We start from the raw sequence: 1,522 nt of genomic DNA, 5'->3' as shown, positions 1-1,522 counted from the left end.
AGGCGCCGACCGGGAGCCGGGTGCTCGGGCTCCTGCTCGCGATGGCGATGTTCGTGCTGGTGGTCGACACGTCGCTGATGAACGTGTCGATCTCCGCGGTGGTGCACGATCTGGGCACCACGGTCAGCGGGGTGCAGTCCGCCATCGCGCTGGAGGCGCTGGTGTCGGCCGCCTTCATCCTGATCGGGGGCAAGGTCGGCGACCTCGTCGGGCGCAAGCGCGCCTATGTGGTCGGCCTGCTCGGTTATGCCGTGGGCGCGATCGCCATGGCGCTGGCCCAGGGCCTCACGGCGGTGATCGTGTTCTGGGCGGTGATCGGCGGGATCGGCGCGTCGCTGCTGCTGCCCGCCATGCAGTCGCTGATCCACGGCAACTTCGACGGGGTGGCGCGCAGGAAGGTGTACGCCCTGGTGGGGGCGGCGGCGGCGATCGCGGCCGCCGTGGGTCCGCTGCTCGGCGGGTTCATCACGACCTTCCTGTCCTGGCGGGTCGGGTTCGTGCTCGAGGTCGTCGTGATCGCGGTGGTGCTGGGCGGGGCCAAGCTGGTGCGCGACGTCCCCTACACCGGGCCGCGGGGCGTCGACGTCGTGGGCGCGGTGCTCTCGGTCCTCGGGATGGGTGGGCTGGTCCTGGGCATCCTGATCTGGCAGGAGGGCGGCGAGCGGGTCGGGCTCGTCCTGGCGATCGGCGTCGCCGGGCTGGCGGGGCTGGTGTTCTGGCTGCGGCGGCGGGCGCGCCGGGCCGAGCCGGCCCTGTTGGACCCGGGGCTGTTCCGCTCGGCGCATTTCCGGGTCGGGGTGTCTCAGCAGCTGCTGCAGCAGATCGCGCTGGGCGGGGTCATGATCGTGCTCCCGATCTTCCTGCAGATGGTGCTCGAGTACAACGCCCTGCAGGCCGGCCTGACGATCGCGCCGTTGTCGCTGAGCATGTTCGGGTTGGCCCTGCTGGCCGGGAAGCGGAGTGGGCGGCGGCGGCCGAGCACGGTGGTCGGTGTGGGGTTCACGCTGGTGGTGATCGGGATCCTGATGCTGCTGCCGCTGGTCCCGCGGGCCGGGACGGGGTGGGTGCTCGTGGGGCCGCTCGCGATCGCCGGCGCCGGGCTCGGGCTGCTGGTCTCGCAGCTGAACAACTACACCCTCTCCCCGGTCCCGGAGGAGCGGGTGAGCGAGGCGGCCGGGGTCAACTCGGCGGCCGGGTCGTTCGGGCTCTCGTTCGGCCTCGCGTTCGCCGGTGCGATCATGCTCGCTGCCCTCGCCGCCACGTTCACGGCGGAGACCGACGCGAGCACGGTGCTGCCGCCCGGCGAGAAGCAGCAGATCTCCCAGGTGCTCGAGGAGGACGCCGAGCTGATGAGCAACACCAGGCTCGCGGGGCTGCTCGCCGCCCAGCCGGAGGCGATCCGGCTCGAGGTCATCCGGATCAACACCGAGGCCCGCCCGTTCGCGCTGCAGGTCGGGCTGCTCGTGCCGCTGCTCGCCGCCGCGGTCGGGCTCGCCAACTCCCTGCGGATGCGCCGGCTCCC

1 protein-coding gene is annotated in these 1,522 nt (G+C 72.5%); it reads left to right on the top strand.

Going from position 1 to position 1,522, the window contains the following annotated elements:
- Positions 1–1,522, top strand: a 1,522-nt coding sequence (locus LWC33_RS34600; protein ID WP_255693983.1) for an MFS transporter, incomplete at both ends; no start/stop codon positions are given.

This window comes from Pseudonocardia terrae, from assembly GCF_021343995.1.
GTDB classification, from domain to species: domain Bacteria; phylum Actinomycetota; class Actinomycetes; order Mycobacteriales; family Pseudonocardiaceae; genus Pseudonocardia; species Pseudonocardia terrae.
The sequence above is the reverse complement of the archived record's forward strand: the minus strand, read 5'-3'. Positions and strand labels throughout refer to the sequence as shown.